Genomic DNA, 7,729 nt, shown 5'->3' with positions numbered 1-7,729 from the left:
GGCGGACCGGCCGGCAGGGCGCCTGCATCCGGCTGCGCGGGTTGACCGGTCCGATCGGGCGTAGCAGGCATCACCGGCAGTTCCGGGATGATGCCGGAGATCGCGCCGCCGGACGTCAGAATGGGGACGCCGAACGCCAGCCCTCCTCCCAGCAGCAGGGCTGCGGCGCCGCCGCCGATGATTCCTCGGATCGGCAAGCCGCCCCCGCTCCGCGGCTTCCGGGCGTTACTTCGTCCGATCCTGCCGCCAGGCTGTGCGGTTTCCCGGCCCGGCCGTCGTCGCCTGCCGAGGTCCTTGTTCTGGTCGTTCCGCCGGGTTCGCAGCTGGGGGAGGACACTTTCGTGGACCGAGCCGACGAGGTCGACGGGCAGGGGGGTTCCGGAACCCAGGACGATACTTGCGAACTCGGCAGCGGTGGGCCGCTGCAGATCGGCTTCCGAAAGCCCCGCTTCGATGAGTTCCATCAGCTGGGCCGGGACACCGGGTACCAGAAGCGACAGCGGAGCCCTTTCGGCGGCGGGGCCCGGCGCCCGCCCTGTCAGGACGAACCAGGCCACCGCGGCGAGGGCGAAGACATCCATCCCCGTATCGAGCTCCGGTCCACCGGAGCTGACCCCCGAGTGCCTCCCTCGTCCGATAGGGGGCCGGGTGAAGCCGGGCGTCCCGAACGCTGCACCGGTGCCCTCCCCCAGCAGGCGTCCCACCCCCAGGTCGCTGAGGAGCGGTTTTCCTTCGGCAGTGAAGAGGATATTGCCGGGCGACACATCGCCGTGTGCAGCCCCCTCTGAATGCAGGTAGGCCAGGGCCTGCGCAATGGGGGCAAGGACGGTGACAGCTTCACCGACCGGCAACGGACCCCGGCTCGCGACAAGCTGCAGCAGTGAACCGCCCGGAGCGTAATCCAACCGGACGGTGGGCCCCTGGTCCGTGAGTACCAACTCGTGAACCCGAATCAGGTGCTCATGCGCGAACCGCTGCAGCAGTCGCAGTTCACGGCCTGCGTCGGTCCCGGCTCCGCCGGAATCCGCAAGGCTCCCCTCCGAGAGATTGCCCGGGCCTGGCAGGCCGTCGGTCGGGTTCATACCGGAAGCGCTCGACGTCGTGACCTTCAGGGCGAAAGGCTCCCCGGTGGTGACGCCCTCGATGAGCCATACCAGGGCGCTCCCACCCCGGCCGAGCAGGCGCCCCGTCCGGAACCCCGCGATCCGGGGCGGCAGGAAGCCGTCGCCGTCCTCGCCGCCGTCGCGCTCGTTCTCCGTGCGATAGTCCATTCATCAGTTCTAGACCAGCCTGCACCGTGCCAGACGGTTATCCACAGGCAATTCGACATCGCGCCAAGGTCTACCCTTGAGATATGACTCTTGAGCTCTTGCGGATCGGATTCTCCCCGCATTTCATCGGGTACGAAGACGGCTGGAGCCGCCAGCAGCAGTTGCACTCCGCCGTCGTGGAAGGCGCTTCACCCAGCACCGTCCTGCTGCTTGAGCACACAGCGGTGTATACGGCCGGCAAGCGGACCGAGGACCACGAGCGGCCCCTCGACGGCACCCCCGTCGTGCCGGCGGACCGCGGCGGCAAACTCACCTGGCACGGGCCCGGTCAACTCGTGGGTTACCCGATCCTCGCCCTGCCGGAGCCGACGAAAGTCGCCGGCTACGTCGATCTCCTCGAGGAGATAATAATCACTGTCCTGAGGGATTACGGCCTCGAGGGGATCCGCGTCGAAGGCCGGTCCGGGGTGTGGATCGCGGCGGACGGGGAACGTCCGGAACGGAAGATCGCCGCCGTCGGCATCCGCGTCAAGCGCAGGGTGACGATGCACGGCTTCGCCATCAATTGCAGCAATGACCTGGCACCGTTCCAGCAGATCGTCCCCTGCGGAATCGCCGACGCCGGGGTGACCACCATCTCCGCAGAGACCGGGCGGACCGTCACTCCACTCGATATCGTTTCGCGTATTGAAGACGAACTGCGTAAGAATGAATCATTATTGGTTCTCGACGAGGCAGCTTGTGCCCGCCTCGTCGGGGCAGCTAGCCGAGCTGGGTCGTACCAGCCGGAAGGAGCTTTCCTGTGAGTCTCGCCCCCGAAGGCCGCCGCCTGCTGCGCATCGAAGCGCGTAACGCCGAGACGCCCGTCGAGCGCAAACCGGACTGGATCAAGGCCAAGGTCAATATCGGTCCTGAGTTCGTCGCGATGAAGAATTTGGTCAAGAAGGAGGGCCTCCACACAGTGTGCGAGGAGGCCGGCTGCCCCAACATCTTCGAGTGCTGGGAGGACCGCGAGGCAACGTTCCTCATCGGTGGTTCCGAGTGCACCCGCCGCTGCGATTTCTGCCAGATCGACACAGGCAAGCCCCAGCCGCTGGATCGGAGCGAGCCGTTCAAGGTAGCGCAATCCGTGAAGTCGATGAACCTCCGCTACGCCACCGTGACCGGAGTGGCGCGGGACGATCTTCCCGACGAGGGCGTCTGGCTCTATGCCGAGACCATCCGCCAGATCCACAGCATGAACCCCGGCACCGGCGTCGAGATCCTGATCCCGGACTTCTCCGGCCGCCCCGAACACATCTCCGCCATCTGCGATGCGGCTCCCGAGGTCTTCGCCCACAACGTGGAGACCGTACCCCGGATCTTCAAGAAGATCCGGCCTGCGTTCCGCTACCAGCGCTCGCTCGACGTTCTCACGCAGGGCCGGGACCTCGGCATGGTGACGAAGTCGAACCTGATCCTCGGAATGGGCGAAACCCGGGCGGAAATCTCCGAAGCGCTCCGCGACCTGCACGACGCCGGCTGCGACCTCATCACCATCAACCAGTACCTTCGCCCGAGCGAGCGGCACCTCCCTGTCGACCGCTGGGTGAAGCCCGGCGAGTTCGTGGACCTGCGGAACGAAGCCGAGGAGATCGGGTTCCTCGGCGTCATGGCTGGTCCGCTGGTGCGCTCCTCATACCGTGCTGGCAGGTTGTGGGCCGGAGCGATGCGCAGGAAGGGCCTCGAGCTGCCCCCCGAACTCGCGCACATCGAAGACTCGGGCTCAACCCTGCAGGAAGCATCCACCCTCCTCGCAGGCTAGGGTCCTGCCCGTTGCCGCCGGCGGTGCCCGATCTCGGGGCCGCGGCCATCACGTAGGATTGTAGAACTATGTCGCACAGCACTGATTCCTCCTCCCCCGCGCCCAAACGGCGTCTGTTCTCCCGCAAGCCCAGGGCCGCGAAAGGGCCGAAGAAGACCGGGCGGATGAAGCAGATCGTCGAAGTCTTCAAGATGACGCGCCGGAACGACCCCAGCGTGGTGTGGTTCATGCTGCTGGCCTTCGTGGGCATCGTGGCCGTCGGCCTGCTGATCGGCGTGCTGATCCAGAACATCATCACGCTTCTCCTCATTTCCTTGCCGCTCGCCTTCCTTGCCGCAATCTTCATTCTTTCGCGGAAAGCGGAACGTGCCGCGTTCTCCCAGATCGAAGGAAAACCGGGAGCAGCGGGAGCAGCACTCAGCGTACTGCGCAGGGGCTGGATCCTTCAGGAGCAGCCGGTTGCGGTGAATCCCCGCACCCAGGACGCGGTGTTCCGCGTCATCGGACGGCCCGGAATCATCCTCGTGTCCGAGGGTCCGTCAGCACGGATCAAACAGCTCGTCGACGGTGAGCGCCGCAAGATGAACCGCATCGTCCCGAACGTGCCGGTCCATGTCCTCGAGACAGGACGGGATGAGGGACAGGTGGCGCTTGCCAAGGTTCCGAAGACCATCCAGAAGCTCAAGAAGTCACTCACGAAGCAGGAAGTCCACGCCGTGGACAAGCGGCTTGCCGCACTCGGCACGAAACTTCCGATCCCCAAGGGAGTAGACCCCTTCAAGGCGCGCCCGGACCGTAAGGCGATGCGCGGACGCTAGGGGTTCGAACCTGGACCGAGGGCACTAGATACGGACGAGCGCCGTTCCGCGTACCCGATCGTGGAGTCCGCGCTGATCGACGTCGAAGATGAGTGCCGGGACCACCAGGCACACGAGGACCGCGCGGACGGTGGCGGTCAGATATCCCGCCGGGCGGCCTTCGAGGGTCTGCACCTGCATGCGGAACACCCGGTGACCGATGCTGTAGCCGAAGAAGCCCACGAGCAGGATCTGCTCGACGAGGAAGACCAGCAGGGTCGCCAGGCTGTCCCAGTTGAAGAACGCGGCAGAGACCAGTGAGCAGAGGGCCCAGTCGATGGCGATCGCTCCGATGCGGGGTCCCAGCCGCGCGATCGAGCCCGGCCCGCCCTGCGGGCGCCCGAGGCGTTGACCCGGCCAGGCGGAGCCGCCCGCGGGTGGTGGGCCGTTCAACCAGGATCCGACGTCGTTTCTATTGACCACCCTTCAAGATTACTGCGGGTCGAGGCGCCTGCCGTGCGCCGGAGAGCCGCGCACCTGCACCATGCATCTGCACCATGGGACGCATTGGGGCTAGGCTCGAAGAACACCGAAGTACTCCCACCGGCCAGGAAACGAGCCGGAAACAAAGCCGACACCGGCGGGTAACCCTGCGCGCCTACAGTTGGAACAAGTTACCGGCGGCACTCCGTGCGGCCCGTTCACCCCCACAGCCATGCGTAAGGAGCATAAATCGATGTTCAAGAATGCGGACGAAGTCCTCAAATACATCGCTGACGAAGAGGTCAAGTTCGTCGACGTCCGATTCACCGACCTACCCGGGGTGCAGCAGCACTTCAACGTGCCGGCGAAGTCGGTCGACGCTGACTTCTTCGTTCACGGCCAACTGTTCGACGGCTCCTCCATCCGCGGCTTCCAGGGCATCGCCGAGTCGGACATGCAGCTGATTCCGGACGTCACCACGGCGTTCATCGATCCATTCCGGACCGAGAAGACCCTCGCCCTGAACTTCTCGATCGTCAACCCGCGCACCGGTGATCCTTACCACCGCGACCCCCGCGGCGTGGCGGAACGGGCGGAGGCCTACCTGGCGTCCACCGGCATCGCGGATACCGCGTTCTTCGCGTCCGAGGCAGAATTCTTCATCTTCGACAACGTCCAGTACGAGTCCTCACCGCAGGGCAGCTTCTACAAGGTCGACTCGATCGAAGCGCCCTGGAACAGCGGCCGCGAGGAAATCGGCGGCAACCTCGGCAACAAGACGCCGTTCAAGGGCGGCTACTTCCCGGTGTCCCCCGTCGACAAACAGGCGGACCTTCGCGACGCCATCTGCGTGGAGCTGGACAAGGCGGGCCTTGAGGTCGAGCGCTCGCACCACGAGGTCGGCGGCGCAGGCCAGGCCGAGATCAACTACAAATTCACCACCATGACCCACGCGGCCGACGATCTGCAGAAGTTCAAGTACATCGTCAAGAACGTCTCCGATGCGTGGGGCAAGTCAGCCACGTTCATGCCGAAGCCGGTCTTCGGTGACAACGGCTCGGGCATGCACTGCCACCAGTCGCTGTGGAGCGGCGGCGTTCCGCTTTTCTACGACGAAAAGGGTTACGCAGGCCTCTCCGACATGGCCCGCTGGTACATCGGCGGCCTGCTGAAGCACGCCTCCGCCGTCCTCGCCTTCACCAACCCGACCGTCAACTCCTACCGCCGCCTGGTCAAGGGCTTCGAAGCCCCGGTCAACATGGTCTATTCCCAGGGCAACCGCTCGGCCGGCATCCGAATCCCCATTACCGGTTCCAACCCCAAGGCCAAGCGCATCGAGTTCCGCGCACCGGACCCCTCGTCCAACCCGTACCTCGCCTTCGCCGCCCAGCTGATGGCCGGGCTCGACGGGATCAAGAACCGCATCGAGCCGGCCGACCCGATCGACAAGGACCTTTACGAGCTTCCTGCCGAAGAGGCCAAGGATATCCAGAAGGCTCCCGGGTCCCTTGAGGAGGCGCTGCTCGCCCTCGAGGCGGACAACGAGTTCCTTCAGGCCGGCGGCGTCTTCACGCAGGACCTCATCGACACCTGGGTGGACTACAAGCGCGAGATGGAGATCCGTCCCCTGTCGCTGCGCCCGAACCCCTACGAGTTCGAGCTGTACTACGGGGTGTAGCCCCAGCGCTGTGTGAGCCCGAGCGGTCGCTGCAAGTCTCCGATTCCGGGGGTTGCGGCGACCGTTTCGTCGTGAGGGCGACTGCGCTCACGTCACGCGGCGGGAGGAGCGGTTTCCGGGTTCCACGTCGTCCGCAACCCGGATCCGCGGACCGAACCTCTCGACAATTGCCACCATCGAGCACCAGGACGGCGTGCCGCGCTGCGACACGCCGGTTATCAAGGGACTCCGGCGACCAATGCCGGAAGGTCTGATGCACGCCGGCCGGAATCGGCCGTCATGGTGCACCCCTCCCCGTGAAAGCCACCGGGCGTCAGTACCCGTAGAAGTGGCGCTCGAAGACCGCACGGCTGCGACGGGTCAGGCGGAGGTAGTCCTCCTCGAGCTGGGCTCCGCTCTCGGGCCCGTACCCGCACCAGCGCGCCACCGCCTCGAGGTCACGGCGCGAGGAGGGCAGGAGGTCCGAGCTGCGACCGCTCCAGATGACGTTCGCCGCACGGATGCGAGTGGCAAGGCACCAGCTCCGCCGGAGAGTCTCGAGGTCCTCCCGAGGCAACAGGTCGGCATCCCCCAGCGCGTCCATTGCCTCGAGCGTCGACGGCGTCCTCAGGGAAGGTGCGGCGTGCGCATGCCGCAGCTGCAGAAGCTGGACCAGCCATTCGACGTCGCTCAGGGCTCCGCGACCGAGCTTCAGGTGACGTGACGGATCGGCACCGCGCGGCAGGCGCTCCGCTTCCACGCGGGCCTTGATCCGGCGGATCTCCCGCAGGTCGGTATCGGACAACTCGGCGGGATAGCGGATGGGGTCGATCAGCGCGAGGAAATCCCGGGCGAGCGCGTCGTCTCCGGCGAGCGGCCGCGCGCGGAGCAGCGCCTGGGCCTCCCAGATCAGCGACCACCGCCTGTAGTACTCCCGGAAGGAATCGAGCGACCGCACCATCGGCCCCTGCTTGCCCTCCGGCCGCAGGGCGGCATCGATCTCCAGCACCCGCTCGGCGAGAACGGGCGGCTTGCAGGGTTGGGTCAGGAGGGCCGCGAGCTGCGCGACCACCTTTTCGGCCTGCTGCTGTGCGGCTGCGGCATCGGCGCCGGGGTGCGGCCGGTGGACGTAGACGACGTCGGCGTCGGACCCGTAGGTGATCTCTCCGCCGCCCTGGCGTCCCATGGCCATCACGACGACGTCGGTCACGCGCTCCTCGGTGGCGTGAACGGCCTTTTCCGCGACGTGCAGCGCCCCGAGGACGGCAGCCCGGTCGGCGTCGGAGAGTGCATGGCCCACCTCGGGCTGGGTCAGCAGTCCTGCGCTGTCGGCGATCGCGATCCGGAGGAGTTCACGGCGGCGGATCAGCCGGATGAGCCGCATCGCCTCCAACGGCTCCGGGTGGCGGGACATCTTGGACTGGATCTCCTGCCACTGCACATCGAAGCTGTCGGGGACAAGCTCGGCGTCGGACCCCAGCCACTTGGTCGATTCCGGGGAGACCTCGAGCAGGTCGGTGATGAACCGGCTGCTCGAAAGCACCACGCAGAGCCGTTCAGCGGCGGCCTTCGAGTCCCGGAGCATCCCGAGGTACCAGTGGCTCTCCCCCAGTGACTCACTCAGCCGCCTGAAGCCCAGCAGCCCGGCGTCGGGATCGACGCCGTCGGCGAACCAGGCCAGCAGGATCGGCAGGAGCTGGCGCTGCAGCACGGCCCG

7 protein-coding genes are annotated in these 7,729 nt (G+C 66.4%); 4 read left to right on the top strand and 3 right to left on the bottom strand.

Annotated elements, in window-relative coordinates:
* Positions 1-1,271, bottom strand: a 1,271-nt coding sequence (locus Y705_RS18250) for a serine/threonine-protein kinase (protein ID WP_155849971.1), incomplete at its 3' end; no start/stop codon positions are given.
* A gap of 83 nt (positions 1,272-1,354) precedes the next feature.
* Here Y705_RS18250 and lipB point away from each other — a divergent pair.
* The 3 genes from lipB (at position 1,355) to Y705_RS0107585 (ending at position 3,893) form a co-directional block, all read left to right on the top strand.
* The gene (gene lipB / locus Y705_RS0107595; RefSeq protein WP_026532426.1) at positions 1,355-2,077 is read left to right on the top strand and encodes a lipoyl(octanoyl) transferase LipB; all 723 of its coding nucleotides are present in this window, start codon (positions 1,355-1,357) and stop codon (positions 2,075-2,077) included.
* Positions 2,074-3,075, top strand: a complete 1,002-nt coding sequence (lipA, locus tag Y705_RS0107590) for a lipoyl synthase (protein WP_026532425.1) — start codon at positions 2,074-2,076, stop codon at positions 3,073-3,075. Before lipB ends, lipA begins: the two co-directional genes overlap by 4 nt.
* Before the next feature lie 68 nt (positions 3,076-3,143).
* Positions 3,144-3,893: a DUF4191 domain-containing protein gene (locus Y705_RS0107585; RefSeq protein WP_026532424.1), complete on the top strand. Its 750-nt coding sequence runs from the start codon at positions 3,144-3,146 to the stop codon at positions 3,891-3,893.
* A gap of 24 nt (positions 3,894-3,917) precedes the next feature.
* On the opposite strand, the gene Y705_RS0107580 is transcribed toward Y705_RS0107585, so the two are convergent.
* Entirely contained in the window at positions 3,918-4,355 is a 438-nt protein-coding gene (locus Y705_RS0107580; RefSeq protein WP_026532423.1) for an RDD family protein, read from the bottom strand.
* A 253-nt stretch (positions 4,356-4,608) separates the two neighbouring features.
* Here Y705_RS0107580 and glnA point away from each other — a divergent pair, with 253 nt between their 5' ends.
* Positions 4,609-6,033: a type I glutamate--ammonia ligase gene (glnA, locus tag Y705_RS0107575; RefSeq protein WP_026532422.1), complete on the top strand. Its 1,425-nt coding sequence runs from the start codon at positions 4,609-4,611 to the stop codon at positions 6,031-6,033.
* A 313-nt stretch (positions 6,034-6,346) separates the two neighbouring features.
* Here the strand turns inward: glnA and Y705_RS18245 are convergent.
* A partial coding sequence (locus Y705_RS18245) for a [protein-PII] uridylyltransferase family protein (RefSeq protein WP_253908532.1) occupies positions 6,347-7,729 on the bottom strand: 1,383 nt, incomplete at its 5' end.

The organism is Arthrobacter sp. H41 (assembly GCF_000520535.1).
Classification (GTDB): Bacteria; Actinomycetota; Actinomycetes; order Actinomycetales; family Micrococcaceae; genus Arthrobacter_D.
The sequence above is the reverse complement of the archived record's forward strand: the minus strand, read 5'-3'. Positions and strand labels throughout refer to the sequence as shown.